23 protein-coding genes, 6 pseudogenes and 1 riboswitch are annotated in these 25,378 nt (G+C 58.0%); of the genes and pseudogenes, 6 read left to right on the forward strand and 23 right to left on the reverse strand.

Going from position 1 to position 25,378, the window contains the following annotated elements; translation table 11 throughout:
- Positions 1–6: 6 nt before the first annotated feature.
- From EOK75_RS06135 to EOK75_RS06180, 10 genes are all read right to left on the reverse strand, one after another.
- A complete protein-coding gene (locus EOK75_RS06135; protein ID WP_137193061.1) occupies positions 7–1,605 on the reverse strand; it encodes a GMC family oxidoreductase in 1,599 nt (532 codons plus the stop codon).
- Positions 1,598–2,989 carry an FAD-binding oxidoreductase gene (locus EOK75_RS06140; RefSeq protein ID WP_137193062.1) on the reverse strand — a complete coding sequence of 464 codons (1,392 nt, stop codon included), beginning with the start codon at positions 2,987–2,989 and terminating at the stop codon, positions 1,598–1,600. The genes EOK75_RS06135 and EOK75_RS06140 overlap by 8 nt, the downstream gene beginning before the upstream one ends.
- The gene (locus tag EOK75_RS06145) at positions 2,989–3,783 is read right to left on the reverse strand and encodes a shikimate dehydrogenase family protein (RefSeq protein ID WP_137193063.1); all 795 of its coding nucleotides are present in this window, start codon (positions 3,781–3,783) and stop codon (positions 2,989–2,991) included. Before EOK75_RS06145 ends, EOK75_RS06140 begins: the two co-directional genes overlap by 1 nt.
- Before the next feature lie 32 nt (positions 3,784–3,815).
- The gene (gene fabG, locus EOK75_RS06150) at positions 3,816–4,625 is read right to left on the reverse strand and encodes a 3-oxoacyl-ACP reductase FabG (protein WP_137193064.1); all 810 of its coding nucleotides are present in this window, start codon (positions 4,623–4,625) and stop codon (positions 3,816–3,818) included.
- Between the two features lie 3 nt (positions 4,626–4,628).
- Positions 4,629–5,333, reverse strand: coding sequence for an ABC transporter ATP-binding protein (locus tag EOK75_RS06155; protein ID WP_137193065.1), 705 nt, complete (start codon positions 5,331–5,333; stop codon positions 4,629–4,631).
- Complete coding sequence (locus tag EOK75_RS06160; RefSeq protein WP_137193066.1) at positions 5,326–7,128, reverse strand: branched-chain amino acid ABC transporter ATP-binding protein/permease; 1,803 nt, start codon at positions 7,126–7,128, stop codon at positions 5,326–5,328. Before EOK75_RS06160 ends, EOK75_RS06155 begins: the two co-directional genes overlap by 8 nt.
- Positions 7,125–8,009 carry a branched-chain amino acid ABC transporter permease gene (locus tag EOK75_RS06165; RefSeq protein WP_137193067.1) on the reverse strand — a complete coding sequence of 295 codons (885 nt, stop codon included), beginning with the start codon at positions 8,007–8,009 and terminating at the stop codon, positions 7,125–7,127. The genes EOK75_RS06160 and EOK75_RS06165 overlap by 4 nt, the downstream gene beginning before the upstream one ends.
- Positions 8,010–8,093: 84 nt before the next feature.
- Positions 8,094–9,299, reverse strand: coding sequence for an ABC transporter substrate-binding protein (locus EOK75_RS06170; protein ID WP_137193068.1), 1,206 nt, complete (start codon positions 9,297–9,299; stop codon positions 8,094–8,096).
- Positions 9,300–9,340: 41 nt separating this feature from the next.
- Positions 9,341–10,428, reverse strand: a protein-coding gene (locus EOK75_RS06175; RefSeq protein ID WP_137192138.1) for an IS3 family transposase whose coding sequence is annotated in 2 segments (ribosomal slippage) — positions 9,341–10,167 and positions 10,167–10,428 — 1,089 coding nt in all. Because the reading frame shifts where the segments join, the coding sequence is not laid out codon by codon here.
- 137 nt (positions 10,429–10,565) lie between these two features.
- Positions 10,566–11,561: an NAD(P)H-quinone oxidoreductase gene (locus EOK75_RS06180; RefSeq protein WP_137193069.1), complete on the reverse strand. Its 996-nt coding sequence runs from the start codon at positions 11,559–11,561 to the stop codon at positions 10,566–10,568.
- A 190-nt stretch (positions 11,562–11,751) separates the two neighbouring features.
- Here EOK75_RS06180 and EOK75_RS06185 point away from each other — a divergent pair, with 190 nt between their 5' ends.
- The 5 genes and pseudogenes from EOK75_RS06185 to EOK75_RS06205 all read left to right on the forward strand — a co-directional run.
- Positions 11,752–12,474, forward strand: a complete 723-nt coding sequence (locus EOK75_RS06185) for a GntR family transcriptional regulator (RefSeq protein WP_276612477.1) — start codon at positions 11,752–11,754, stop codon at positions 12,472–12,474.
- Positions 12,475–12,679: 205 nt separating this feature from the next.
- Positions 12,680–13,276: pseudogene (locus EOK75_RS06190) on the forward strand (IS3 family transposase); the annotation flags it as partial.
- A gap of 94 nt (positions 13,277–13,370) precedes the next feature.
- A pseudogene (gene tnpB, locus EOK75_RS06195) lies at positions 13,371–13,529 on the forward strand (IS66 family insertion sequence element accessory protein TnpB); the annotation flags it as partial.
- On the forward strand, positions 13,484–13,882 hold the full coding sequence (locus EOK75_RS06200; protein WP_168199159.1) for a hypothetical protein: 399 nt from the start codon (positions 13,484–13,486) through the stop codon (positions 13,880–13,882). The pseudogene tnpB and the gene EOK75_RS06200, both read left to right, overlap by 46 nt.
- A 163-nt stretch (positions 13,883–14,045) precedes the next feature.
- Positions 14,046–14,224 (forward strand): annotated as a pseudogene (locus EOK75_RS06205) (transposase); the annotation flags it as partial.
- A gap of 325 nt (positions 14,225–14,549) precedes the next feature.
- Here the strand turns inward: EOK75_RS06205 and EOK75_RS21820 are convergent.
- Positions 14,550–15,433, reverse strand: a pseudogene (locus EOK75_RS21820) (IS110 family RNA-guided transposase).
- Positions 15,434–15,555: 122 nt separating this feature from the next.
- Between EOK75_RS21820 and EOK75_RS06215 the strand changes: the two are divergent.
- Positions 15,556–15,987, forward strand: a pseudogene (locus EOK75_RS06215) (IS5 family transposase); the annotation flags it as partial.
- A 140-nt stretch (positions 15,988–16,127) separates the two neighbouring features.
- Here the strand turns inward: EOK75_RS06215 and EOK75_RS06220 are convergent.
- The 12 genes and pseudogenes from EOK75_RS06220 to EOK75_RS21825 all read right to left on the reverse strand — a co-directional run.
- Positions 16,128–16,871, reverse strand: a complete 744-nt coding sequence (locus EOK75_RS06220; RefSeq protein ID WP_137193073.1) for an ABC transporter permease — start codon at positions 16,869–16,871, stop codon at positions 16,128–16,130.
- Complete coding sequence (locus EOK75_RS06225) at positions 16,868–17,521, reverse strand: TenA family protein (protein WP_137193074.1); 654 nt, start codon at positions 17,519–17,521, stop codon at positions 16,868–16,870. Before EOK75_RS06225 ends, EOK75_RS06220 begins: the two co-directional genes overlap by 4 nt.
- Complete coding sequence (locus EOK75_RS06230) at positions 17,518–18,219, reverse strand: ABC transporter ATP-binding protein (RefSeq protein ID WP_240793930.1); 702 nt, start codon at positions 18,217–18,219, stop codon at positions 17,518–17,520. Before EOK75_RS06230 ends, EOK75_RS06225 begins: the two co-directional genes overlap by 4 nt.
- Positions 18,216–18,884 (reverse strand): thiaminase II, encoded by a 669-nt coding sequence (gene tenA / locus EOK75_RS06235; protein ID WP_137193075.1) that lies wholly within the window; start codon positions 18,882–18,884, stop codon positions 18,216–18,218. The genes EOK75_RS06230 and tenA overlap by 4 nt, the downstream gene beginning before the upstream one ends.
- Positions 18,881–19,816 (reverse strand): ABC transporter substrate-binding protein, encoded by a 936-nt coding sequence (locus tag EOK75_RS06240; protein WP_137193076.1) that lies wholly within the window; start codon positions 19,814–19,816, stop codon positions 18,881–18,883. Before EOK75_RS06240 ends, tenA begins: the two co-directional genes overlap by 4 nt.
- 10 nt (positions 19,817–19,826) lie before the next feature.
- Positions 19,827–20,783, reverse strand: coding sequence for a HesA/MoeB/ThiF family protein (locus tag EOK75_RS06245; protein WP_137193077.1), 957 nt, complete (start codon positions 20,781–20,783; stop codon positions 19,827–19,829).
- Positions 20,780–21,376, reverse strand: coding sequence for a thiamine phosphate synthase (locus EOK75_RS06250; RefSeq protein WP_137193078.1), 597 nt, complete (start codon positions 21,374–21,376; stop codon positions 20,780–20,782). Before EOK75_RS06250 ends, EOK75_RS06245 begins: the two co-directional genes overlap by 4 nt.
- Positions 21,373–22,143 (reverse strand): thiazole synthase, encoded by a 771-nt coding sequence (locus EOK75_RS06255; RefSeq protein ID WP_137193079.1) that lies wholly within the window; start codon positions 22,141–22,143, stop codon positions 21,373–21,375. The genes EOK75_RS06250 and EOK75_RS06255 overlap by 4 nt, the downstream gene beginning before the upstream one ends.
- 1 nt (position 22,144) lies before the next feature.
- The gene (thiS, locus tag EOK75_RS06260; RefSeq protein ID WP_137193080.1) at positions 22,145–22,342 is read right to left on the reverse strand and encodes a sulfur carrier protein ThiS; all 198 of its coding nucleotides are present in this window, start codon (positions 22,340–22,342) and stop codon (positions 22,145–22,147) included.
- Complete coding sequence (locus tag EOK75_RS06265; RefSeq protein ID WP_137193081.1) at positions 22,320–23,300, reverse strand: FAD-dependent oxidoreductase; 981 nt, start codon at positions 23,298–23,300, stop codon at positions 22,320–22,322. Before EOK75_RS06265 ends, thiS begins: the two co-directional genes overlap by 23 nt.
- On the reverse strand, positions 23,297–24,076 hold the full coding sequence (gene thiD / locus EOK75_RS06270) for a bifunctional hydroxymethylpyrimidine kinase/phosphomethylpyrimidine kinase (protein ID WP_137194311.1): 780 nt from the start codon (positions 24,074–24,076) through the stop codon (positions 23,297–23,299). The genes EOK75_RS06265 and thiD overlap by 4 nt, the downstream gene beginning before the upstream one ends.
- 56 nt (positions 24,077–24,132) lie before the next feature.
- Positions 24,133–24,236, reverse strand: a riboswitch (TPP riboswitch).
- Positions 24,237–24,972: 736 nt separating this feature from the next.
- Positions 24,973–25,364: pseudogene (locus EOK75_RS21825) on the reverse strand (transposase); the annotation flags it as partial.
- Positions 25,365–25,378: the final 14 nt, after the last annotated feature.

Below are 25,378 nucleotides of genomic sequence, written 5' to 3' on the forward strand. Positions count from 1 at the left end.
GCCTTTCTAGCGTGCATCGCGCAGGATCAGGTCAGCGCCTTTTTCTGCGATCATGAAAACGGCGGCCTGCGTGTTACCCGACACGATGGTCGGCATGATCGAGGCATCAACAACGCGCAGCCCCTCCACCCCGCGAACCTTCAGCGCGGGATCGGTGACGGAGGCCGCGTCACTCCCCATCCGGCAGGTGCCGCTGGCGTGATAGATCGTCTGGCCGTTCGCCCGCGCAAATTGCAACCAGTCGTCATCACTCTGGCAGGCCTCTCCGGGACTGATCTCATGCCCGCGATAGGCGTCCATCGGCGCTTGGGCCACCACGTCGCGTGTCATTTTCATGCCGTCGACCATGGCGCGGCGATCCTCGGGGGTGGCAAGGAAATTGGGGCAAATCACCGGGGGCGTTTCAATCGTCGGTGCCGAAATATGCACCGTTCCGCGCGATTCCGGCCGCAGTTGCGTGACCCCGATCGTCATGCCGGGGCGCTTGTCCAGTTTACGCTCGGCTGCGTTGGCATAGCTGGCATGCAGGAAAAAAAGCTGCACATCCGGCCCGATTAAATCAGGCCGCGTGCGCAAGAAGCCATGCACAAGGCCGGTGCCATAGGTCAAGATCCCCTTACGCGTAAGCGCATATTGCAAGACCGATTTGACCAAGGACATCCCGCGCGTCATCTCATTAAGCGTGACGGGCTGGGTCACACGCCAGTTCATGCGAGTGCAGAAATGGTCGATGTAATTCGCACCAACCCCCGGTGCGGCATGCACCACGTCAATCCCTGCTTTGCACAGAATCTCAGGATCACCGATGCCCGACAGCTCAAGCAGCTGCGGCGAATGGAAGGCCCCCGCTGCAAGGATCACCTCGGCATTGCAGTGTAGTGTCCGGGTCACGCCCTTTTGGCAGAGCTCGACCCCCGTGGCGCGCCCGCCTTCCAGCAGGATGCGGCGGGCCTGTGCGTCGGTCAGGATGGTCAGATTGGGGCGATCCCGCACCGGATCCAGATAGGCGGCGGCGGCGCTGACACGGCGGCCATCCTTTTGGTTCACTTGATAATAGCCAAAACCATCCTGTGACGGGCCGTTATAGTCGTCATTCTCGGGGTGGCCCGCCGCCTTTGCAGCCTCAATGAAGGCGCGCCCGATTGCGGGACGTTCTTTGACCGTGGTCAGGGGCAAGGGGCCGCCGCGCGCGCGCAAATCGCCCTTGGCCTCGTCGTAATCCTCAATCTTTTTGAAAAAGGGCAGAACATCGTCAAATGACCAGCCGGTGCAGCCGCGCTGCGCCCAACCATCGAAATCCTGCGGCTGCCCGCGCACATAGATCATCCCGTTGATAAGGGTGGACCCGCCTAACCCCTTGCCCTTGGGAATAGAGATCACGCGGTTCAAAGTCGCCTCTTCGGGCTGGCTGGTCAGCCGCCAGTTATGACGCGGATTGGTCAGTAATTTTGAAAAACCTGCCGGAATATCGACCCAGTGGCTCTGGCCTTTACGGCCTGCCTCTATCAGCGCGACGGTGTATTTGCCCGAGGCGCTCAGGCGGTTGGCAAGGACACAGCCTGCATTGCCGCCGCCGACGATGATATAGTCAAATCTATCAGTCATGAAGGGGTACCACCTTGCCAGGATTCATCACGCCCATAGGGTCGAGCGCGCGTTTGATCCGATGTGTCAGGTCATGTTCGGGCGGGGTCGCCAATCGGGCCCATTCCGCAGTGCGGTATTGCCCCAGCCCATGTTCAGCCGAGATCGAGCCGTTATACCGTGCAACCATGTCATGCACCGCAGTATTGACGCGGGCGCTATCGGCCTTGGCAACATTCATCACGTTGTAATGCAGGTTGCCGTCGCCCAAATGGCCAAAGATATTGAGCCGCGCCTCGGGCACCATGCTGCGCAGCATTTTTCCGGTTTCTTGCAGAAAATCCGCGATCTCGGGGATCGGCACCGACAAATCATGCTTGATCGCGCCGCCCGCCTTGCCCTCGGCCTCGGTCAGGCTTTCACGCAGAGACCACAGCCCATCGGCCTGCGCTTCGGATTCCGCCAAAACGCCGTCCGTGGCCCAGCCCTCCTCGAAGGCTGCTTCCATCAGGGTTTCCATCGCCGTGCGCAGACCGGGCAAGGAGGACCCCGCTTCGATCAGCAGATACCAATCGGCCCCTTTGACGGGGGCCTCTTGCCCCATATGCGTGGCCACAAGAGCAAGCCCGTCCCCCGAGATCAGCTCAAACGCGGAAAGCGCCTCACCGATATCGTCTTGGGCGCGGGCGTAAAGGCGCACCGCGGCGGCAATATCAGGCACCGAAATCAGCGCGGTTGTGCGGTGACGCGGCAAAGGCACAAGGCGCAAAACAGCGGCCGTGATGATGCCAAGACTGCCTTCGGAGCCGATGAAAAGCTGTTTGAGGTCATATCCGGCGTTATCCTTGCGCAGATGGCGCAGCCGGTGAAGCACTTGCCCGTCCGGCAGAACCACCTCCAGCCCCAGCACCAATCCGCGCGTCATGCCATAGCGCAGCACATCAACGCCGCCTGCGTTTGTCGCAATCAGGCCACCAATGCGGGCAGAGCCTTCGGCGGCGAGGCTGATGGGCAAAAGGCGGTTCTCTGCCGCCGCTGCCTCTTTTGCTGTTTGCAAGATCACGCCTGCTTCCAGCTCTACCGTCATGCCGATGGAGTCGATCCGGCGGATGGCTGTCATCCGGTCCAATGAAATTACCACCTGACGGCCGCTATCGTCTGGCGTGGCCCCACCGGCAAGGCCGGTATTGCCACCTTGCGGCACGATACCCACCCCCGCCCCGACACAGGCGACAACTGATTTTGCAACCTCGGCCGTATTGGCAGGGCGCAGCACGCAAAGCGGTTTGCCATGGAACATATCCCGCCAATCACTGGCATAACCGGCCATATCCGCACCGGTCAGCACGGCGCTATCACCGCAAATGCTGCGCAGCATTTCCAGTAAAGGGCCAGCATCTTGCATCAGAGCGCACCCATGAAATCAGCCATAAGACGGGCCTGTGATTGCAACATCGGGAGGCCCGGATGGGTGCGTGCGCCAGCCTTTTCAGCGGCCGCCAAAAGGGGGGTGACGGCAGGCTCCATAATCGCCTCGGCGACAAGCTGCCCCTTATGCAACTGGGATATATCAAGCGGCAAGGCATCGCCTTCACGCATCCCAAGCGAAGTCGCATTGACCACCAGATCCGCCCCCGCAACAGCGCTGGCATCGGTCGAAAGAACAAGCTTCGGATAGACGCGCCCCACGGCATCCGCCAGATCACGCGCGCGCGCCTCGGTGCGGTTGGCGATGGTAAGCGCGGCAATCCCCGCATCGGCCAACGCAAAGGCGATGGCACTGGCAGCACCACCAGCACCCGCAAGGATAACCTTCATACCTTCGGGGTCATGCCCCGCGCCGCGCAACCCCTCGACAAAGCCGATGCCATCAAGGATCGCACCGGTCAGCTTGCCATCTGCATCACGGCGGATGCAGTTGACAGCACCAACCATACGCGCCTGATCGGTAAGATCATCACACAGCGCGGGGATCACCGTTTTATGCGGAACGGTGACGATGATGCCCGACAGGCTTTGGATTTGACGCAAACCGCGGACCGCGTCTTCCAGCCCTTCGGGGGCCACATGCAGCGGCACCAGCACGCCGTCATGGCCGATCTCGGTAAAAAGGGCGTTCATCACCTGCGGGGTTTTAACGTGGTGAATGGGGTCGGCAAGAATGCCGTATACGCGGGTGTTACCAGTAATTTCGTTCATGTAATTGCCTTATATCTATCCGAGGCCATGCCTCACGTCATGTAAAGCCCGCCGGCAACATCAATGGTTTGCCCGGTGACAAAGCTGGATTCGCTAGAGGTGAGCCAAAGCGCGGTATCGGCAACCTCGGCGGGTTGGCCAAGCCGCGCCATTGGCGTCAGGCGGATCTGTTCGTCATTGGCGACTTTGCCTGCGCCCGCGACCATAGGTGTCTCAATCCGGCCGGGAGCCAGCGCGTTGACGCGGATGCCAAAAGGGCCAAGCTCCGCCGCGAGGTGGATGGTAAACCCGACGATGGCCGATTTCGTGGCGGCGTAATGGCTTGCCACGATGGGGGAATGGGTCTTGCCCGCAACCGAGGACATATTGACGATCCAGCCGCGCCCCGCCTCGCGCATCGCGGGGGTCAGCGCCCGGATGGTGTTAAAGCTGCCGTTCAGATTCACATCAACAACGCGCCGCCATTCGGCAGGGTCCATCTGCCAAACACCATGCGGTTTGCCGTCATGTTTGGGGGAAATACCGGCGTTATTGATGACCGTATCAAAAGGCGCACCCAGATCGCGGCCCGCCTTGGCCAATGTGCCCTCTACGGCGTCCCAATCGGCGACATCAAGCGGCAACGGCACGGCACGGCCAAAGCCCGCTTGGGCGATCAGGGCCGATGTTTCGGCAATGGCCTCGGCGTTCATATCCGCGACACCGACAACAGCGCCGCGCCGGGCAAAGCCGAGCGCGATGGCGCGGCCGATCCCGTTGCCCGCGCCGGTCACCAGAACATGACGACCGGCATGGCTGGGCCGCGTGTCCAGCGCCTCGGGGGTAATCTCGTGACGTTCCATACTTTATATCCCCAAGTAAGCCTTGCGCACATGCGGGTTTTCCAGCAGCGCGTCGGCATCATCCGTCAGGACAATCTCACCGTTTTCCAGCACATAACCACGGTCGGCGGCCTTCAGCGTGTGGAACACGTTTTGCTCCACGATCAGCACAGTCGCCCCGGTCTTGACGATGCTGTCGATCACATCGAACACTTGGCTTACGATGATCGGCGCAAGGCCCAAGGACGGCTCATCGAACATCAACAGACGCGGTTTGGCCATCAGGCCGCGCGCGATGGCGACCATCTGCTGTTCCCCCCCGGACAGGGAGTTTGCCCTTTGCTCCAGCCGTTCCTCGACGCGGGGGAAAAGGGCAAGCACCTCCTCCATCAATTGCGACTGGCTGGCCTGCGCGCCCTTGCGGTATGCGCCCATCAGCAGGTTTTCGCGCACCGTCATATCGGGGAAAAGCTGCCGCCCTTCGGGGATCATCGTGATGCCCAGCTCAACCGTCTCATGAGAGCTGAGCTTGGTGATATCCTTTCCGTCAAAGCGGATCGTGCCCGCAGTTGGTTTTAGCAGCCCCGAAATGGTGCGCAGGGTCGTGGTCTTGCCCGCCCCATTGGCGCCGACGATGGTGACAACCTCACCCTCGGTTACGGTCAGGGAGACATCTTGCAAGATGGTGGTCTGGCCATAGCCCGAATGGATTCCGCTTAGCTCAAGCATGGGTAAACTCCTTGCCCAGATAGGCTTCGATCACTTGGGGGTCTTCGACCACGGCGCGCGGCTTGCCCTCGGCGATGACCTCACCGGAACTGAGCACGATAACATGGTCCGAAAGGGACATGACGGCCTGCATCACATGTTCGATCGCGATGATCGACACGCCCTCGTCGCGGATAGATAGCATCAGGTCGATGGCGCGGCGCACGTCGGATTGGTTGATGCCTGCCATAACTTCATCCAGCAACAGCACGCGCGGCTCCATTGCCATAACTCGGGCGACCTCCAGCCGTTTGAGGCCACCGATGGTCAGGGAGGATGCCTCGGCGTGAAGATATGGCGCGAGGCCCATCTTTTCGGCGGTGCGCCGTGCCGCAGCCCGCGCATCATCGACATGCGGATAGCGGTGGAAAGCGCCGACCATGATGTTTTCCTCAACCGTCATCGCGGCAAAGGGTTGCACGATCTGGAACGTCCGCCCGACACCCAAGGTCGCGAAATCGGCGGGGTTGGTGGGGGAATGCCATTTGCCATCCGGTCCCTTCACCTCAACCGTGCCGCTATCGGCATCAAGAAAGCCCGAAATCATGTTGAACAGCGTGGTCTTGCCCGCCCCGTTGGGACCGATCAGGCCAAGGATCTCTCCCTCACGCAGGGTGAAGGACACATCATTGGTCACATGCAAACCACCAAAGTGTTTGTTGAGGTTGCGCACGCGCATAATCTCTTCGCCCGGCTCTGGCGGGGTGAAGGTGCGCACCTCATCAGGGGTGGAAATCTCGGCGGCTTGGGTGCCGGTGGTGGCCGTGCGTGATGTAAACCAGCGCCCGACAAGGCCCATCAAACCGTTGGGAATAAAGATCACGACCAGCACCAGAACAGCGCCATAAACGAAGCCGTGCAGGCCGATCGCCTCGGCCCCCAAGGCACCGCGCGCAAATTCCGTCAGCGGGACCAGAAGAACCGCCCCCAGCAGCGGCCCAAAGACCGTGCCAAGCCCGCCAATCAGGGCGAACATCGCGATCTGGATCGAAAAGGCGAGGGAAAAGGCGGACTCCGGCTCAATAAACGTCAGATACATGCCGTGGAATGTGCCCATCATCGCCGTCAGAGCAGCCGAGATGGAAACCGCAAACAGACGTACTTTGACAGTGCCAACACCGGCTGCACGCGCTGCAGATTCACGCTCGCGGGTGGCAACCAGCTGGAAGCCAAGGCGGTGTGAGCGGATCCACCATGCCACCGCAAGGATGAAACACATCATCCCGAAAGCGATGATCAGGGCGGGCAGACGTTCCCGGAAAACCATCCACTCCCAGCCGATATTCAGCGGGATCATCATGCCCGTCGCACCGCCGGTAAAGTCACGGAAATGCAGGGCGAGGACGCGAAACACTTCCAAAAGGGCGATAGTCGACAGGGCAAAGAAAGGCCCGTGCAGACGGAAACAAGGATAGCTGATGATGGCGGCAACCGCAGCCGCGATGCCCGCACCGGCGAACATGCCGATCCACGGCGAGATGCCGATATTGGTCAGCATGATGCCCGCATAAGCGCCGATCCCGTAAAAGATCGCATGGCCCAGTGACAGCTGCCCGGCAAATCCGCCGACGATGTTCCAAGCGGTGGACAAGCCCGCAAAAATACAGATCGTGATAAAGATGTGATAGACGAACTGGTCATCAATGATGACCGGCGTGATGAAAATAGCAGCCAGCAGTGCGGCCATTGCGATGGCACCGGCAGTGCGCTTGGCCGTTTTGGCGGCGGGTTTTGGGGTGTTGGTCTGGTCTGTCATGATACATGCGACAGCTTCAGTCGCCCTCCGAACAGGCCCTGCGGACGCAGGATTAGAATAAGAAGAAAGACACCGAACACTGCGACTTCGCGCATGTCAGAACCGATGTAGAAACCCGAAAGGCTGTCAATCAAACCGATGATCATCGCCCCGAGGAAAGCCCCCCCGATAGAGCCGAGACCACCAAGAACCACGACGACAAAGGCCGTCAGCACGAAATACGTCCCGATCCCCGGCGAGGTCGGATAAAGCGGTGCGACGAGGCAGGCGGCAAGACCCACGCAAGCGGCCCCAAGACCAAAGGTGATCATGTAAACACGGCTCACGTTGATGCCCATAAGCTGGGCTGCGGCGCGGTTTTGGGCGACGGCGCGAATGCCCCGCCCTGCCCGTGTGCGCTGCATAAAGAAGTGCAGTCCGATGACCAGTGCGGTGGCGACACCGAACATGACGATCTGCCCGACCAGCATACGGACAGGCCCGATTTCAATCGCGGTGCGCAAGCCGTAGGCGGGCGTGGCGGCGATATCAGCCCCGAAAAGCAACAGCGCCAGATTGATCAGCGCAGTCGAAAGGCCGACGGTGGCGAAAATCTGAATGTCGTGATTGCGCGCCGACATAAGCGGCTCAATCAGCAGTTTTTGCGTCAGCATCCCCAGCACGAAAAGCAAGGGCACCACCGCAACAACCGCAGCATAGGGGTGCAGGCCCAAGCGTGAGCTAATCAGAAATGTAGCATACATCCCGATCATCAGAAATTCGCCATGGGCGAAATTCACCACCTTCACGATGCCAAAAATAAGCGTCAGGCCAACGCTGGTGATGGCAAAAAGCCCACCCAACAGCAGGCCGTTCACCACGACTTGAAGAAACACGTCCATCGACATTCCCACCTTGTCCAGAATGTGGGCGGCCCGTTCAAGGCCCGCCCCGTTTACCCCTTTACGGGATCATTGATTTTGGGATCAGTTCCGGCTGCGCAGTTCAGCAGCAGCAGCATCGTCGGGATAGACTGTCACCAGCTTGCCGTCTTGCCATTGCAGACCCATCATGCGGGCGCGCTCGTTCTGGTTATTTTCGCCGAACTTCACACCGTAGCCCGCAGCGGTCGTGCCTTCGGGGATGTCGATGGCCGAAACCGCCTCTACGATCGTATCCGCGTCAAAGCCGTCAGCAGCGTTCAACGATTGCAGCACAGCCATCGCGCCAACATAGTTAGTCAAGGAGTGACCGGAGCGCGGCTCGGTGCCATATTTGGCCTGATAGGCTGCAAGGAAATCATCGATACCGGGGGTAAATTCCTTGTTCACGACGTATTGCGTGAAGTCGGCATTCAACACACCTTCGATGATGTCATGGCCCACTGCGTCGGCTGTTGGCTGGGTAGAATAACCGCCACCGCCACCAATGATTGCCAGCGGGCTAAACCCTGCCTCATGTGCTTGCTGCAAAAACAGGACCGAGTCGTTCTGATATGAGGTCTGCAATACCACGTCGACTTCACGCTGCTTGAGGTCCAGCACGATGGACGACATATCAACCGTAGAGGCAGGATAGGCCAGCGACGTCACGATGTTCAGCCCGTTCTCTTCGGCAAAACGCTTTTCATGGCCGGAAACCGAGGAGCCATAGCTGCTATCTTCATAGATAATAGCGATCTTCAGATCACCCGGCGCCTTACCGGCTGCAGGCGCGACCTTGTCGATGATCATGTTGATAACGGTATCGGCCATATCCTCGGCGGTCGGGTTGACCCGAAAGAGATATTGCAACCCACGGCCCGTAACCTCATCCGCCACGGCGCCCAGCTCAAAATAAGGGATGCCGGACAGCTCGGCCACTTGGCTGGCCGCGATAGAGCGCGAGGAGGAATAGGAGCCGAAGATCGCCTTGACGCCCTCGCGGGAAATCAGGCGACGGGCCTCACCGATGGCTTGGTTGTTGTCGACAGCATCGCCGCGCTCCAGCACGATCTGCTCACCCTGCACACCGCCGGTGGCGTTGATCTCATCCACTGCCAGCTCCAGCCCGCGCGCGGATTCTTCGCCCAAAAGCGCCAGCTGGCCGCTGAACGGGTAAAGCGCGCCGAAGGTCACATCAGCATAGGCGGCCTGAGCGCCCAAAATGGCACCAGCAGCAGCTGTCATCTTCAAAATATTGTTCAATTTCATTGGGTAATCGCCCCCTTTTTAACGGGGTGCATCTGTAGAACTTACGCGGCCATTTTCAGTTTCATAGCGGGTGTGATGCCGCCGATGCCCATGTTCGGGCGGTCGTTGTTATATGTCCAGAGCCATTGTGTGGCCTGATCCTGAGCCTCCTCGATGCTTTCGATGATGTATTGATCCAGCCATTCATGCCGAACCGTCCGGTTGTAGCGCTCGACATAGGCGTTCTGCTGGGGCTGTCCGGGTTGGATGTGCTGGATCGTAACACTATGTTTCTCAGCCCATTTTCTCAGTGTTTCGCTGATATATTCCGGCCCATTGTCGACCCTGATCGTGCCCGGTTTTCCGCGCCATTCGATAATGCGATCAAGGCTGCGGATGACCCGTTCGGCAGGGAGCGAGAAATCAACCTCGATCCCCAGCCCTTCGCGGTTGAAGTCGTCCAACACATTCAAAAGCCGAAAAGCCCTGCCGTCGCCGAGGCGATCCGCCATGAAGTCCATGGACCAGGTCACATTCGGTCTGTTCGGGACCGCCAGAACGTCAGGCTTCTCCCGTTTCAGCCGCTTGCGCGGCTTGATGCGCAGGTTCAGTTCCAGCTCACAGTAGATCCGGTAGACCCGCTTGTGGTTCCACGGATGCCCCTTCACGTTGCGCAAATGCAGGAAACACAGGCCAAATCCCCAAGTCTTGCGCGCATCCGTCAGCCCTGTCAGCAGATCGGCGATCACCTCGTTCTCGTCTTTCAGCTTCGGGCTGTAACGATAGCAGGTCTCGCTGACCTCGAAGGCCCGGCACGCCAGCGCGATGCTGACGCCCCGTCGCTCTACCGCCGTTTCGGCCATCTCGCGGCGCTGAGATGGCCCCGTTACTTTTTTCCGAGGGCTTCCTTCAATAAGTCCGCCTGCATGCTCAGATCTGCATACATCCGCTTCAGCCTGCGGTTCTCTTCCTCCATGGCTTTCATCTGGCTGACCATGGATGCATCCATGCCACCATACTTCGCACGCCATTTGTAAAACGACGCATTGCTCATGCCATGTTCACGGCAAAGCTCGGCCACCGGCACACCACCTTCGGCTTGGCGCAGGATCGCAAGGATCTGGGGTTCGCTATATCTGGTCATTTTCATTCAAAATCTCCTCGTTCATCTTGCCGAGAAAATTCTACTTCCGCAGCCCCTTACTTTCGGGGGGGATTACCATTGGATTATATCCTCCCTTGGGTTTCGTATAAGCAAGCGACACTCCTCTGTGCCGCCCGCCTTGGTCAAGCAATCATGGTCAAAACAATTTTGCCGACATGCCCGCCGCTATCCATCCGCGCGTGCGCTTGGCGCACATCGTTAAGGGAATAAGTGCTGTCGATCACCGGCTTCGCGATACCCTTGGCCAGAAGGGGCAGCACGTGCTCCTCCAGCGCGCGGGCCAATTCTGCCTTCATCTCAACCGGGCGGGCGCGCAGGGTGGAGCCTGTCCACGTCAGCCGTTTGGTCAAAAGTTGAAGCATGTTCAGATCGGCCTTAGGGGGCTTTTGAAATGCGATCTGTGCGATACGGCCGTCGATGGCCACCGCCTCAATATTGCGCTGCATGTATTCGCCGCCGACCATATCGAGGACAACCTCTGGCCCTTTACCATCGGTCGCCTTTTTGGCCTCTGTCACGAAATCACTGGTTTTATAGTTGATAGCCACATCCGCGCCGTTGGCCTTGGCGGACTCGCATTTCTCGTCGCTGCCGCAGGTGACAATCACACGGCATCCCAGCGCTTTGGCCAAAAGGATTGTCGTCGTGCCAATGCCCGAGGTGCCACCGTGGAGCAAGATCGTCTCGCCCTTTTTCAGGGCTGCGCGCTGGAACACATTGGACCAGACGGTGAAATAAGTCTCGGGAAAGGCGCCTGCCTCGGTCATGCTCATACCGTCGGGCACGGGCAGTGCGTTTGTTTCATGGACAGCGCAGAATTCGGCATAGCCGCCACTGGGGACCAAGGCCATCACACGGTCGCCAATGGCAAAGCGTGTCGCGCCTTCGCCCAATGCCTCTACCACACCGGCGATTTCCAGCCCGAGGATATCCGACGCGCCGGGGGGCGGCGGGTAGTTGCCTTCGCGCTGCATCACGTCGGGGCGGTTGATACCTGCCGCATGGATCCGCACCAGAACCTGGCCGGGCGCAGCCGTAGGCCGCGGCACCGTCACCACGTCCAGCACTTCGGGGCCACCCGCACCACTGGCCATGACGGCTTTCATCGATTCGCTCATCGTTATTCCTCCCTTGCAGCATTTCGGCGGGGTGCAAAGCCTGCGCTCCCTCCCCGGAACGACAGACACCCCGCATCCAACGGCTTTGTTACGCTTCGATCTCGCTTTGCTGGGGATCTATGCGTAATATCTAGCTATGGTCGCGAATGCGTTATTTGTTATAACAAGAATAAACAGGGGGGATGCGCAATTGTCAACGCGGAGTTTTGAAACTGCTGGTGAAATAGCCGGCACTCATGATTGGGTCAGCCCGATTGCCAAGGAAAACTTAGGCGATCGTGCGTACTTAGCCCTTCGGGCGGCCTTGATGGGCGGGCAGCTTAAACCCGGTGAAAAGCTGCGTTTGCGGCCCATGTCCAAGCGATTCGGAATCAGCGCAACCCCGATGCGTGAAGCATTTTTGCGACTCGTATCGCTGGATGCGCTGGCCCTGGATGCGCGCGGTACGGCGATGGTGCCCGAATTGACGCGCGACCAGTTGATCGAGATTCGCAACATCCGTGTCGACCTTGAGGGCCGCGCCGCCGCCGCCGCCGCAACCCTTGCAAGCGCCGAAGACATCGCAGCGCTTGAGGCCATGCACGCCGCGCTATCTCGTGCCTTTGAGGCCGGGGATTATGCGCAGGCGATTGACCTCAACACACAGTTTCACCTGCATCTTTGCCGCATGGGAGAGATGCCAATTTTGCTGGAAATCGTCGAGAACCTTTGGGTGCGCTGCGGCCCCCTGCTGTCGCATCTGTATGACGGCGGCAACCCGTTTAGCGATACCCATCCGCATCTGACCGTGCTCGAAGGGCTGCGGCGGCGCGACCAAGCCATGACCCGCGGCGCGATCTGCCACGATATCGAGCATGGCGGGCAAGGCCTATTGCACCGGGCCAAAGGGGCCCAGGCCGATCAGGATATCTGAATAACCGCGCATGACATCCGCATCTTGATAGCCGAAGGTCCGAAGTGATGTGGATGGAGCATAAGAGTGCGCACCTTACTGCTTCGACCCTTCACCACGAAAGCGTAAGCTATTGATATAAAATATTTTACAATACAACCACCCTGACTTATAAGGCAATTCCATACGCATCAGGACCATAACCTTGGCCCGAGATCCTCCAGCCTTAGGGTTGCAGACCATCTATAAGGGGCCGAACGCCAGCAAAAAGCATCCTCAACATCGGATCTATCCTTATCTGTTGAGAAAGCTCGCTATCACGCAGCCCAATCAAGTTTGGTGCGGCGACATTACCTACATTCCGGTCAAGAACGGCTTTCTGTATCTGGTGGCGATTATGGACTGGGCGACCCGCAAGGTTTTGACCTGGCAGCTTTCCAATACGCTCGATGCCAGCTTTTGTGTTGAGGCGTTGGAGGAGGCAATCGCCCGATATGGCAAACCAGAGATAATGAATACGGGCCAGGGCAGCCAATACACAGGCACGGGCTGGATCACGACTTTGACCAAGGCTGAAATTAAAATCTCGATGCCTCTCGGGATATTGCGATGCAATACCCTGACGGTAATAGATGGGCGGGGCCGCTACTTGGACAACATCTTCATCGAACGGCTGTGGCGGTCGCTGAAACAGGAGGCCGTCTATCTGCATGAAATCACCGACGGTTTCCAAGCGAAACGGATCATCGATAACTGGATTGAGTTCTACAACTCAGAGCGCCCTCACACGGCCCTTGATAAGCGCACTCCGAACATCGCATAATTCACCCAAGCGGAGATACAAAAAGCGGCATGAACATACACCAAATGCACCTTAGCCAAGCCGAAAACCTGTCCTGAGAAGCACGACCACTTCAGCATGCCTGTTCAGCAAGCGCTTGGAGAGGGGTAGATTTGTCTGGCCATCTGCGAAGGAGGGCAAAATCTCCCTGACCGCTTCCCAGTTGGCGATGCTGTTGGAAGGGATCGATTGGCGGTCGCCACAACGCAGCTGGACACCACTCAAAGCGGGATAAATCGGCTCGGAGCGGGTCAGTGGGGTGCCTTGGTTCGACACTTAGGGGCGAGTGAAATAGTTGATGAGGAAAGCTTGAAAGAGTTTGTCGACTTGCGCGCACTGAACCAAAACATGGCTATAATCCTCGACAGCGATAAAGATAGTCCGGGGGCCGAGCTGAAACCTGCAGTCAGCCGCCTAAAGAGCGATCTATCTGGTGGAGGTGGGTTGGTTTGGATCACGGAAGGGCGCGAGGTCGAAAATTACATAAATCCTCAGATTCTACATGAGGCTCTCAAAAATACTCACTCGACCTCCTACAAGGCGCCAGCTGAAACCAGCCCGTATGACCACGCCTTCTACTTCGAGTAGGAAAAAGCCGGACAGCAAGGGCAACACAATCCACAAAGGTGCGGACAAGGTGAGCGTCGCTGGATATGTGTGTCAAAAACCGGTCGACCTAGGCTCCAGACCCAGTAATCGGCTTGAGGCCGCGATGGTTGCATGATTCAAACGCCCAAATTTTGGGGGCGCTATGAGCAATCTTTATTGGCTGACGGAAGACCAGATAGCGCGGCTCCGGCCGTTCTTTCCGAAGAGCCACGGCAAGCCGCGCGTGGATGATAAGCGCGTTCTAATCGGAATTATATTCATTAATCGCAATGGTTTACGTTGGAGCGACACTCCGAAAGAGTAGGCCCAGCTAAGACGCTTTCTGTGGTTGCCGTCCATAATGCAAGAAGTTTTTGACCCTGTTGGGCTGTGATCGAGTGCGAACTTTTGTCAGGCCTCAAGATACGGCATTTTCAAAAACCGCGGGCCGGGATGGTGATCAGCGGATCTGGTCCAAATCTCAACACCGAGCTTTCTTACTTTCAGGGTCTTACTGGTTTTCCCTATCCGGATCTGTTCGATCATTTTGCCCATTCGGGTCTTCTACTTACACTCCCTTGGCGCCATCGCTAGCAGTTTGACATGAACATCATGCCGAGCCCACCAGCGCCGAATCCCTGTAATCTTCGTTCTTCGTCAGCATAGCCTATATTTGGCGGGCCATCTTGTTTGCCAGCACAATCGCAACCAGCATCATGGGTTTGCGCTCCAATATCCGTGACAACCAGCTGCCCTTCAAAATGGTGCGCTGGACAAGCCAACCTAATCGCGACATTGCGCCAATGATCAGAAGGCGTCGGATATCAGCTTGGCCAGCCTTGGTCATCCGCCCTAAACGTTCCTTGCCTCCAGAAGAATGTTGCTTGGGAACAAGACCCAGCCAAGCCGCAAAGTCGCGCCCTGTCTGACTCGGCGGCCAGCGTCTTGAGTTTTGTGGTGCGTTCGATGACACGCGCCGTTTTTTCTGCAATAGGTGCCAGTAGCTCCAAGCACTCCTCGCGGATCAGTGCGTGCAACCCGACGGTTTTATCTTCTTTCTACAAGGGCCGTTATGCGATTGAGGTGGTGCATTCCTACGGGAAACACATGTCCGTGCTCATATAGAAGCGCCCGCAATGCATTTAGATCCGCGGTCCGCTGATGAACCAGTCGTTCACGGCCACGGAATAAGGCTGCGCGAGACTGCTGTTCGAGCGTTTTGGGTTCAACAAAACGCATCTCCGGCTGGCGGGCAGCGATGACGATCGCTTCAGCATCAGCAGCATCATTTTTCTGACGTTTAACGAACGGGCTAACGTACTGTGGCGCGATCAGTTTTACCTCATGGCCAACTGCTTCCATCTCACGCGCCCAGTAATGCGCGCTGCCGCAAGCTTCAAAAATGACCAGGCAGGGCTCCTGCTGAGCCATGAACACAGGAAACTGTGTTCGCGTCAGCTTTTTGCGGAACCGAACCTCCCCCGTTCGAGGGGGACCATGAACCTGAAAAGCATTTTTTGCCAGATCGACCCCAATCATCATATCCTTCATCTCGCCGTCCTCCTCTTCGCGTGGCGTTGAACAACACCACTTTGGCACCTTGCGATGCCGTCTTGGGAGGGCGGCACCCACCCCATCTCTACAATCGTTGGAAGTGGTGGGGTGACATCCCCAGCAGCGATGGCGACAGCCCGGTCTTGCCGGAGTTGCTCGACCAGATCCCCGAGGGCGAAGTGATCGGCACGGTGACCGCAGATGGCGCCTATGACACCCGCCGCTGCCACACGGCCATCATCGACCGCCAGGCCACGCCGATCATCCCCATCCGCAAGAATGGGCGGCCGTGGAAAGAGGATTGCCCGGCGGCGATTGCGAGAAACGATACCCTGCGGGCCACTCGGCACTACGGCAGGGCGTTCTGGAAGCGCTGGACCGGATATCACGCACGAAGTCGGATCGAGGCAAAGATGCGGTGCCTCAAGGCCTTTGGGGAGCGGATCGCCGCGAGAGACCCAGACCGGCAAACTGCCGAAATCCAAGTCCGCATCGCCCTCATAAACCGCTTCAACGCACTCGGCACCGCCGAGATCGTTCGCGTGGCCTGAAGCCAACGAGGAAAGGGGAAGTCATGCCCTTAGGCTGCAGTTGCGCAACAATGCCGTTTGCATGTGTGGCTCCTAATTTTTTGGAAAGCAGCGCAGGTCACCGAACCGATCGATAAAAGCTGCGAACCAGTTGGCGGGCTTCAAGAGACTTCCGAACGATCCAGTGTCCTTTCGCATAGCTTGTTTACGGCCGCATGCAGAAGTATTGTTAACACTGCCAGCACGATTAGAGCGGCAAACATGAGGTCGGTTTTGGCACGTCCGTTGGCTAAAAGCATCAGATACCCCAATCCTTTCGAGGCTCCGACCCATTCGCCAATGATCGCACCAATCGGCGCATAAACAGCCGCCAACCGCAGGCCAGATGCAAAGCCGGGTAAGGCCGCGGGCACCCGGATATGCCACATGATGCGCGCGGGGCTTGCGCCCATTACCTTAGCCAAACCGATCCAATCGCGGTTCGTCCGCATAAGCGCGTCAAAAAAGGACGACGTCACCGGAAAGTAGATGATGATCAGGGCCATCGTGATCTTGGACCAAAGCCCGAATCCCAACCAAAGTGTCAAAATTGGCGCGAGTGCAAAGACAGGCACCGCTTGGCTGAACACCAAGATCGGCCGCACAAGCGCGCGGGCGGTTGGCCATGCGACCAGCGCGATTGCAGAAACAAACCCAAGTGCTGCGCCCAATGCGAGGCCGATCAACACTTCGATCATCGTGATGATAGCGTGCTCTGCCAACAGCGCGCGGCTTTCCCAAATTGTTTGTGCGACCAACGCGGGTGGCGGCAGAATGAAACGTGCGACATCCGTGCTCCAGATCACCATCTGCCACAGCGCCAACACCAGACAGGTTGCTGCAAGGCCTGCGCGCCAACCCGTCACTTGGCGACCGTAAAGCCAGCCCAGGATGCATCAAAGAACGCGCGTTCCAAGCGCACCGCTTGCGTGAAGGTCGCGGAGACTTCTGCGCGCGCAGTATCGTCCAGTGTTTCCCAAGCCGTATCGAGTTGGCCACGCAAATAGGCGACGACCTGCGTAAAGCCTTCGCCTGAGTGAAGCGTGATCCATTCACCGAACCAAAACGGCAAATCATCTGCTCGGCCCTCGAACGGCGTAGCCCAGTCGAGGTAAATCCATTCCGCAACCACGAGGACCGAAAGCATGATCTCATACCGCCCAGAATGCCGTGCTTGATCCATCAGCTCTTGGAAGGCGCGCGTTTCCGGCGCGGGCTTGGCGGTTGATGTGACCTCAAGCGCCTCTAATGAGCGCAAAAAGTAAGTGTTCTCGGGGCCGCAAATCAAACCCAAAAACTGCGCTGCGGGAACCGCGTCTGCTAAGGTGGGCGCGTTTGCGACGGCAGATGCAAGAAGCCGCACAAAGCCTTCGACAAAGAGATAATCCTGTTGCAGATAACCTGCCATCTTTTCTTGGCTTAATGTGCCATCCGCCAAGGCATCGGTGAATGCGTGGTGCGTTGCGACCTTCCAGTCTTCAGCGGCAAGCAATTGTAGATAATGGGTGGCACTCATGTCGGTCTCCGAAGTTGGTCAAAAAGATCTGTCTGCGCGCGCAGCACATCTGGGGCGCTTATATCGCGCGGGATGGGGCTTGTGGGGGCGGCGACGTCAACAAGCCCTGACGGCGTCATGATAAGGATTGTCTGGCCCAATCGCGCCGCCTCATTCGGGTCATGCGTGACCAGCAACACGGTGCAGCCACTCAACAGCTCAGCAGTCAGTTCCTGCATTTGCGCACGGGTCAAAGCGTCGAGCGCCGAGAATGGTTCATCCAACAAGACAACCGCGCGATCTTCCATCAAAGTGCGCGCTAAAGCTACGCGTTGGCGTTGGCCACCTGACAGGGCGATGGGCAATTTTTCGGCATGATCCGCCAATCCAACCTGCGCCAGTCTATCACGGGCGCGGCCCTTGTCTGGGCGATCCCCCCGCAGACGTGCGCCGACCAGTACGTTGTCCAATACGTTCAACCAAGGCAGCAACAAATCCTGCTGCGCCATCATCGCAACACGACCGGGATCGCTAAGGTATCCAGTAAAGGTAACGCCCTCTGCCAGACCGGCAAAGAGGCGCAAGACGGTGGATTTTCCCACCCCACTTGCCCCCAGAAGGCAGGTCCAGCTGTGCGGTGTCAGGGTCAGATCAAGCTGTGAGAAGATCGTCGTCCCCTCAATCGCCGCTGATCCTGTCATTCGCAGGGATTGGTTCACGGATCTAACCCCATGTCCCAAAACCCAACTTCCAACTGTGTGGCCATCGCAAACCGCGCCTGAAGGGTGGTCCAACGTGGGCTGGCCGTCGGGTCATTGCCCAAACGCCGCGCAACGGCCCCGTCAATCAGCACGCCCACATCGTGGCAAACCTGCTGATATTCGGCGCTTGCATAGGTGTTGATCCACTCTGCGTAGGTGTCCGAGGTCTTGGTTGCTGCCAGATGGCGACCAATTTCACCGTAGCCCATGACGCAGGGTGCCAAAGCAGCCAGCAAATCCAGTAGATCTCCAGAATGACCCGCGTCCAGAACATAGCGGGTGTAGGCTAGGTTCTCTTGGCGTTCCTGCGTGGCAAACAGTGTAGCCTCATCAATGCCGACTTTCGCGCAGGTCTTGATGTGCAGCGCGATCTCCCCGTTGATCAGCCCGTTCACAGTGCCCGCAGCGAAGCGCATTTCCTCAACCGTATCGGCTTTGGTGATGGCCAAAGCCCAAGCTCGCGAAAAGTGGATCAGAAAGACATAATCCTGTTTGAGGTAGTGCAAGAAAGCGGCGTGCGGCAGGGTCCCGTCACCCAAACCCTGCACGAACTTATGGCGCGAATATGCTGGCCAGGCGGACGTGTTATCGCGCCAGACCGTAAAGGTGTTGCCGTACGTCATTCTGAACCAAGGTCGACGGCAAGTGCTGACACCGGTCGCGTGCCCTCTACAAGACCGCTCTCAGACAGGAAGGCTTCGAACCGCGTATAGCGACCTTCATCCAAGGCCTCGGGGCGCAGGGCGAAACGGGGCAGTGTATCAACCCATGCCTTTGCATTCAGCTCATCGTCCAGTTCAGGCGCATAGCCCTTGAACAGCTCCCATGATGCTTCTGGGTTGTTGATAATGTACTGCGCCGCCAGTTCTGTCGCACGCAGGAAGCGGCGGGTTTGATCCGTATCCATGCGGTCAGGGTTCGCCACATAGATCAATTCGTCATAGGTCGGTACGCCTTCTTCTTCGACGTAGAAACAGCGGCCTTCGACGCCTTCAATTTCCATCTGGTTCAACTCAAAATTACGGTAAGCGCCGATGACCGCATCGACCTGCCCCGACATCAAAGAGGGGCTAAGCGAGAAGTTCACATTGACCATCTCGACATCATCCAGCGTGACACCGTGGCGACCTAACATCGCCGATAAAACGGCTTCCTCGACACCGGCCACGGAAAAGCCGATTGTCCCGCCTTTCAGCTGGCTGATCTCTTGAATAGGGCCGTCTTTGAGAACCAGTAGACAGTTCAGCGGTGTCGCCACCAAAGTGCCAACCCGAGTAAGTGGCAGACCTTCTGCGACATGCAAATGCAGGCTTGGCTGATAGCTGACGGCGATATCGCCTTGGCCGGCCGCGACCAGTTTAGGCGGGGCGGACGGATCGGCGGGGGCGATGATCTCGACTTCAAGCCCTTGATCGGCGAAATAGCCCAGCTCTTCGGCCACGATGATTGGTCCGTGATCGGGGTTGATAAACCAGTCCAATAGCAAGGTCATCTTGTCTTGCGCCAAGGCAGGTGTAGCGATCAATATTGCCGCTGCGGTGATGAGGTGTTTCATATGGGTTTCCTTACCCTCCGAGAGCGAGAAGTTTGATCTCACCCTGCCAGTGTTGTGAAAGCCGGTCAGCCGCCTGCCAGGCGCGAAGGCCCGACCGACACGCCAGAACGGCACGTTGGTTATCATGTGGTGTGGGTCCATGTGGTCCAAAGTCGGACACAACATAACGGGTTGCTTGCGGCAGATCCGGTCCCTGTTCGCCGCTCGCGCGCAGGTCGATCAGGAAATCAGTCGCGGCAATATCATTAGCGGCGATAAAGGCAGGATTGGGACGCGGGTCAGGTGCCATGTCAAAACGGAACCCGCCAAACCTGAGCGTGCGGGCATCATAGGTCACAAGCTGTCCCAAACTTTGGGTGTCACCGGTCAAGATCGCCATGGCCATCTGTGCTTGCAGGCTGCCAATGACACCAACGCTTGGCCCCAGAACACCATCTGTGTCGCAAGACCCAAGCTGATCTGGCAGATCAGGAAAGACAGCGCGCAGCCCTGGTTTACGCCCGCAAAAACCACCTACATAGCCGTCCCGACCGACCACGCTGGCGCTGACAAGGGGTTGGCCTGTTTCAAGGCAATGATCAGACGCGATATAGCTGACAGCGAAGCTGTCTGCACAATCAAGGATCAGTGTCATGCCCGCACAAAGTGCTTTAATGTTGGCAGGATCGACGCGTTGTTGCACCGGCTCCATGGTCGTGTCGGGGTTCAATGCCGCCATTGTTTGCGCGATCACATCGACCTTCGGCAGGCCGATGTCCGCCTCGCGAAACAACGTTTGTCGGTGCAGGTTGGACAGGCTCACGCCATCTGCATCTGCGATACGGATATGACCAACGCCCGCGCCGACCAGATACTGCATCACAGGTGCGGCCAATCCTCCGGCACCGATGACAAGGACCGATGCCCCGGCCAACTGATTTTGCGCGGCGTCACCTAGGACCGCTGTTTGTCGAACATATCGGTTCACGCGCAGGCCTCAAGCCATGCCCTGACGCGGCCCTCTGGGTCGTCGTGGAGCGTAATATCAGTGACAGCAGAGATGATATCGGCCCCAGCAGCAAAAGCACCCGGCGCGCGTTCTGTGGTCATGCCACCAATCGCGATGAGGGGGGTATCCCCGACAAGATCCTTCCAAACGCTCAGCTTTTCAACGCCCTGTTGGTGCCATTTCATCTTTTTCAGAATGGTCGGATAGATCGGGCCGAGGGCAATATAATCTGGCGCAAGTGCAAGCGCGCGGGCCAGTTCGGCCTTGTCATGGGTCGAGATGCCAAGCTTAAGGCTCGCCGCACGAATTGCATCCACATCTGCATCATCAAGGTCCTCTTGTCCCAGATGCACCCAGTCGCACCCCAAGTCGATTGCCAGTTGCCAGTGGTCATTGACCACCAGCACCGCATCATGGGCCGCGCACAAATCACGGGCCTCGGTTAATTGGGCGCGCAGATCGTCTTGGGATTTGTCTTTGAGGCGCATTTGCACCAGCTTTACACCCAAAGGCAGCATGCGCCGCAGCCAGACCACATCATCAAAAATCGGGTAAAAGCGGGGCAGAGTCATAACGTGGCCTTTCCAAAAACGGGTGTCGACGGGGCGGCCATATCGCGGGCATCCATAGGGTCCGCTTGGGCGGCCAGTGCGCCGGCTTCAACCGCAAGCGCAAAGGCTTGGGCCATCGCGACGGGATCACCGGCTTTTGCGACGGCGGTGTTCAATAAAACGGCGTCATACCCCAGCTCCATCGCTTGCGCCGCGTGCGAGGGCAGGCCCAGCCCGGCATCAACAACCAGTGGAATATTTGGAAAATGGGCGCGCAGACTGCGCAGACCGTAAATATTATTCAGGCCCCGTCCGGTGCCAATAGGCGCGCCCCATGGCATCAAGACCTTGCAACCGACCTCAACCAGCCGTTCGCACAGCACCAGATCCTCGGTGCAATAAGGAAAGACCTCAAACCCGTCCTCGGTCAGTTGCGCGGCGGCATCGACCAGCCCAAAGGGGTCGGGTTGCAAAGTATCTGCGTGACCGATGACCTCAAGTTTGATCCAGTTGGTATCAAACAGCTCACGCGCCATTTGTGCAGTGGTCACCGCCTCGCGCGCTGAATAGCAACCGGCGGTGTTGGGAAGGATCGACACCCCCAAATCCCGTATCAACGTCCAGAAATCCTGCCCCGCCTGATCGCCACCCGCTTCGCGCCGCACGGACACCGTTGCGATGCCCGCGCCGGAACGGCGAAAGGCATCTGCCAGAATTGCGGGTGACGGATATTGCGCGGTGCCCAGCATCAATTGGGATGTCACTTCGGTGCCGTAGAATGTCGGCATATTATCCTCCTTGCCGGGGTGCTACGATTTCAACGCGATCCCCGTCTTGCAGCGTGTGATCTGCGCGCTGATGTTTGGGCACAAAAGCCTCATTGACTGAGGTGGCAACTTTGGCCTCGCCTTTTCCAAGGGTATCCAACAGCGCTGCCAGCGTGGGCGCACTGGTCTCGTGTGCTTCACCGTTCACGATGATCTTCATACCAAACCTCCGGTATTTTGCCTTCCAACACGAGGTCCGCCGTCATCTGCGCCACCGCAGGTGCAAGCAGAAACCCGTGCCGAAAAAGGCCGTTTGCATAAATACGTTCACCAATCCGGCGAATGCGCGGTTGATTGTCGGGAAAGGCAGGCCGCGCATCAACGCCGATTTCCAACAGCTCTGCCTCACCAAAAGCGGGGTGCAGCGCGTAGGCGGCATTCATCAGCTCCATGACCGACCGCAACGTCGCACGGCCCCGTTCGCTGGTCTCGATCTGTGTCGCCCCCAACATGAAAACACCATCGCCACGGGGCACGACATAAAGTGGAAACCGCGGATGAAGGAGGCGGACAGGGCGCGACAGGGTAACGTCAGGGCTGCGGATGACAAGCATCTCGCCCTTCACACCGCGTAAATCACGAAGCGTATCGCGCGCGACAAGCCCACGGCAATCGATCACCTGACCCGCGATATCACCGCCAAAGCGGACGCCCCTTTGCGACAGCCGCTCGTGCAATGCGGTCAGGGTTGCACGGGGATCAAGATGTCCCTCGTCAGGTAAAAACAACGCCTTAGAATAGCGTTCGGCCAGATGGGGTTCTAAAGCGCCGATCTGTGCCTTGGAAAGGGTTTGTCCGTTCGGCGCGCGGCGTGCAAAAGTCGTCAAGTCACTTTGATCGCGACCCAGTGCCACAACAATGGTCCCTTCGTGGTGGACGGTTCCGCCTTGGCTTTCCCACCATGCCGCGGCCTTACGACCTTGCCGCACGATTTCAGGTTCCGCACTCACCCCTTCGCAATCAGGGGCCAACATACCACCTGCCCACCATGAACAGGCATGATCCCCGGGCGCGCCATTTGGGTCAATCACAGTCACCTGCGCACCGCGTGAGGACAGCTCTGCCGCCATGGCCAGACCGCAGACGCCGCCGCCGATGATGGTGCAAATGTCGCTCATGTCCAAAACGCGTGAAAGTGATGAACAGGCCCGTGACCCTGTCCGACGTGCAATTTATCGGCCTGCAAGATCGCTTGATGCAGCCACGCATGCGCACGCGATACGGCATCGTTCAACGCCATTCCTTGGGCCAAACCCGCCGCAATTGCAGAGGAATAGGAACATCCAGTTCCATGGGTATTGCGCGTGTTCACACGCTGTGCAGAAAATTCATGTCTCCCCGTTGGCGACACCAGATGATCGGTGCAGACCTCACCGTCTGCGTGCCCGCCCTTCATCAAAACCGCGCCGACACCGAGGTGTAAAAGCGCCTTTGCCTGCGCGTGTAGAGATCCATCGCCCACCAGTTTTGCGGCTTCCGGTAGGTTGGGTGTTAACAATGTTGCGCGCCTAAAGAGCGATGACTTCAACGCGGCGATGGCACTGTCTTCCAGCAGCGTATCACCCGATTTTGCAACCATCACCGGATCGAGCACAATCGGACCTTCATAGCCATTCAGGGCGTCGGCCACCGCCTCAATCAGCGACGGTGTCCCCAGCATCCCGATCTTGATCGCATCAATCCGAATGTCATCCAGAACAGTTTTGATCTGCGCTACGACAACATCATCCGGAATCGGATGAATGGCTGTGACAGCTTTGGTGTTCTGTGCCGTAACCGCAGTCACAACAGAGGCACCATAAATTCCCATTGCCGAAAATGCTTTGAGATCTGCCTGAATCCCGGCACCACCACCGGAATCAGAACCAGCTATCGTTAACGCGTTGGCCACCATGCAATCGTCCCTTGTTTCAGGGGGCAGGATGCAACGGGTGTAGACCAGAACGGACGCAAGGTCCGCCAACTGTTCCCTCCGCCGGTCCTAACCGGTTCAGGTTCAATGGGTTCGCAGCTTGTGCATCTCAGCCCGGAAACGGGCACCCCAACAGATTTCAAACAGATTGTTAGATGGATCGTGCGCAGGCGTCAAACGATAAAAATATCCGAGAGAACTGCCCCGTAGATTTGTGTTGTTGAATCCCAAAAGCGGTCGCAAGCTACCAAAATTGAACAAATCGTTTTACCTCACCACAAGAATTGCTCTGTGATTGTTAAGTCGCTACGTCGCTTTTGTTCACGAAGGTCACGTTCCGCGGCGATTTGCCTTTATGCTTAAGACGAGAAGTCTCTCCGTATTGCGATGTGTTTGCGCCCTGATCTTCGGCTGCCCTATTCTTTGTGCCAATTGCTTGAATTTCCAATTCTTACGCTGCGCTGCAACATCATACAGAAAGCAAATGCAGCGCGTATCATACTGCGTGGACACGCAGCGACAATTTGGCAAGGCGGCTTGGGTGTAGGTTTCTCGGACGCCCCGCACGGACGTTTGTGTGGCGCGTATCATTGCCTGGCGTCGGAGAAGCGCTCAAGCGAGAAATCGCGGGGTTGGTCTTGGTGGATCAGTGGCGTCTATGGGGATTTGTGGGGTTTGGGTGCTCTGGATCCGCCTGGACAGGCTGGTTGCACAGGGCATTTTCGGGCAAACGCCTTATGAATCTTTCTGACCTTTGGCGGATATGCACCGCATCGCATCGGTGTCATCGACTTCTGTCGCTTCAATATATTGATTTGCGCATGACCGTTGGTCCGCAGACGTTGTAGCGTGCGGCTGAGACTACAATTTATGACGTGCGGCGCTCTGGGGTGCTGAGCGGGTGCGATTGTGTTGATGATGATCAACTGGCCACCGCAACACGGGCATGGCAGCGCGAGGACACGGGGCGGTCCATTGGTATCGCTGGTGCTGTCGTCATCACCGCGACCTTGGTCTGATATGTTTGCGCCAAGCAGCTGCCGGATCCTGGCGATATTGGCCGCGCGGTTACCGTTTCCGAAGAACCCGTAGTGGCGGTGCGGTGCTGGCCTTTCGGGAGCACGTGGATCAGGAAGCGGCGGATGAACTCATTTGTGGCCAGCGTCATGGTGGTGTGGCGGCCTGCGCCTTTAAGACGGTAATCTTTGACGCGGAAGGTGACGCTGCGCGCATCAAAACGGATCAGGCGGCTGTTGGATATTGCCCCCCTCTCATGGTTTGAGA

This window comes from Pseudorhodobacter turbinis, assembly GCF_005234135.1.
Taxonomy (GTDB): domain Bacteria; phylum Pseudomonadota; class Alphaproteobacteria; order Rhodobacterales; family Rhodobacteraceae; genus Pseudorhodobacter; species Pseudorhodobacter turbinis.

Excerpts from the sequence above, each read along its gene's own strand:
- EOK75_RS06145 (WP_137193063.1), bottom strand. The coding sequence starts at position 3,783 with ATGAACGAAATTACTGGTAACACCCGCGTATACGGCATTCTTGCCGAC.
- thiS (WP_137193080.1), bottom strand. The coding sequence starts at position 22,342 with ATGAAGATCATCGTGAACGGTGAAGCACACGAGACCAGTGCGCCCACG.
- EOK75_RS06140 (WP_137193062.1), bottom strand. The coding sequence starts at position 2,989 with ATGCAAGATGCTGGCCCTTTACTGGAAATGCTGCGCAGCATTTGCGGT.
- EOK75_RS06170 (WP_137193068.1), bottom strand. The coding sequence starts at position 9,299 with ATGAAATTGAACAATATTTTGAAGATGACAGCTGCTGCTGGTGCCATT.
- EOK75_RS06240 (WP_137193076.1), bottom strand. The coding sequence starts at position 19,816 with ATGAAACACCTCATCACCGCAGCGGCAATATTGATCGCTACACCTGCC.
- EOK75_RS06135 (WP_137193061.1), bottom strand. The coding sequence starts at position 1,605 with ATGACTGATAGATTTGACTATATCATCGTCGGCGGCGGCAATGCAGGC.
- EOK75_RS06250 (WP_137193078.1), bottom strand. The coding sequence starts at position 21,376 with ATGACTCTGCCCCGCTTTTACCCGATTTTTGATGATGTGGTCTGGCTG.
- tenA (WP_137193075.1), bottom strand. The coding sequence starts at position 18,884 with ATGACGTACGGCAACACCTTTACGGTCTGGCGCGATAACACGTCCGCC.
- EOK75_RS06180 (WP_137193069.1), bottom strand. The coding sequence starts at position 11,561 with ATGAGCGAATCGATGAAAGCCGTCATGGCCAGTGGTGCGGGTGGCCCC.
- fabG (WP_137193064.1), bottom strand. The coding sequence starts at position 4,625 with ATGGAACGTCACGAGATTACCCCCGAGGCGCTGGACACGCGGCCCAGC.
- EOK75_RS06155 (WP_137193065.1), bottom strand. The coding sequence starts at position 5,333 with ATGCTTGAGCTAAGCGGAATCCATTCGGGCTATGGCCAGACCACCATC.
- EOK75_RS06265 (WP_137193081.1), bottom strand. The coding sequence starts at position 23,300 with ATGAGCGACATTTGCACCATCATCGGCGGCGGCGTCTGCGGTCTGGCC.
- EOK75_RS06255 (WP_137193079.1), bottom strand. The coding sequence starts at position 22,143 with ATGCCGACATTCTACGGCACCGAAGTGACATCCCAATTGATGCTGGGC.
- EOK75_RS06165 (WP_137193067.1), bottom strand. The coding sequence starts at position 8,009 with ATGGACGTGTTTCTTCAAGTCGTGGTGAACGGCCTGCTGTTGGGTGGG.
- EOK75_RS06225 (WP_137193074.1), bottom strand. The coding sequence starts at position 17,521 with ATGAGTGCCACCCATTATCTACAATTGCTTGCCGCTGAAGACTGGAAG.
- thiD (WP_137194311.1), bottom strand. The coding sequence starts at position 24,076 with ATGGTGGCCAACGCGTTAACGATAGCTGGTTCTGATTCCGGTGGTGGT.
- EOK75_RS06160 (WP_137193066.1), bottom strand. The coding sequence starts at position 7,128 with ATGACAGACCAGACCAACACCCCAAAACCCGCCGCCAAAACGGCCAAG.